At 70.7% G+C, this 1,051-nt stretch carries 2 protein-coding genes; both read left to right on the top strand.

Going from position 1 to position 1,051, the window contains the following annotated elements; all coding sequences use genetic code 11:
* A partial coding sequence (locus AB0L34_RS34390; RefSeq protein ID WP_363709858.1) for an NAD-dependent epimerase/dehydratase family protein occupies positions 1-503 on the top strand: 503 nt, incomplete at its 5' end.
* Positions 500-1,051 (top strand): WecB/TagA/CpsF family glycosyltransferase (locus AB0L34_RS34385; protein WP_363709856.1); only part of this gene is annotated, 552 nt, incomplete at its 3' end. The genes AB0L34_RS34390 and AB0L34_RS34385, both read left to right, overlap by 4 nt.

The raw sequence follows: 1,051 nt of genomic DNA, 5'->3' as shown, positions 1-1,051 counted from the left end.
TGATGGTCCAGGAGTACGGCCGCTACTTCGACATGAAGACCGCCTGCTTCCGGGGCGGCACGCTGACCGGCCCGGCGCACTCCGCCGCCGAGCTGCACGGCTTCCTGGCGTACCTGATGCGCTGCGTGATGGAGGGCCGGACGTACAACCTCTTCGGCTACAAGGGGAAGATGGTCCGGGACGCGATCCACTCGCACGACGTGCTCACCGCGTTCGAGGCGTTCTTCCGCGAGCCGCGCTCGGCCCAGGTCTACAACCTCGGCGGCGGCCGGCACTCGAACACCTCGCACATCGAGGCGTTCCGGATCGCCCAGGAGATCACCGGCCGCGAGGCCCGGATCAACTACGTCGAGCAGGCCCGCACCGGCGACCACCAGTGGTACGTCAGCAGCATGGCCCGCTTCGAGGAGCACTACCCGTCCTGGAAGATCACGTACGACGTGCCGATGATCCTCCGCGAGATCTACGAGGCCAACGTCGACAAGTGGGTGCCGAAGGCATGAGCGCCGGGACCAAGCGCAACGTCCTCGGCGTCGGGGTCGACGCGACCGACTACGCCCGGGCCACCGAGGCCGTGGTCTCGGCCGCGCACGAACGCCGCCCACTGGCGCTCACCGCGCTCGCCGTGCACGGCGTGATGACCGGCGTACTCGACCCGGCGCACAACGCCCGGCTCAACTCGTTCGACGTGGTCACCCCGGACGGTCAGCCGGTGCGCTGGGCGCTCAACCTGCTGCACGGCGCCGGGCTCACCGACCGCGTCTACGGCCCGGAGCTGACCCTGCGGGTGCTCGCCCGGTTCGCCGAGGAGGGGCTGCCGGTCTATCTCTACGGCTCCACCGAGGAGACGCTGTCCCGGCTGGTCCCGGCGCTGGAGCGCAAGTTCCCCGCGCTGAAGATCGCCGGGGTCGAGCCGTCCAAGTTCCGCGCCGCCACCCCGGGCGAGGACGCCGAGATCGCCGACCGGATCCGGGCCAGCGGCGCCCGGGTAGGACGAGGTGCGGTTCTGGATCCACCCGGTCCTCGTGGGTGGCCCCTCGGTGTCGGCGCC

This window comes from Micromonospora sp. NPDC052213 (assembly GCF_040679695.1).
Classification (GTDB): domain Bacteria; phylum Actinomycetota; class Actinomycetes; order Mycobacteriales; family Micromonosporaceae; genus Micromonospora.
Note: the sequence above shows the minus strand (reverse complement) of the source record. Positions and strands in the feature narration are given on the sequence as shown.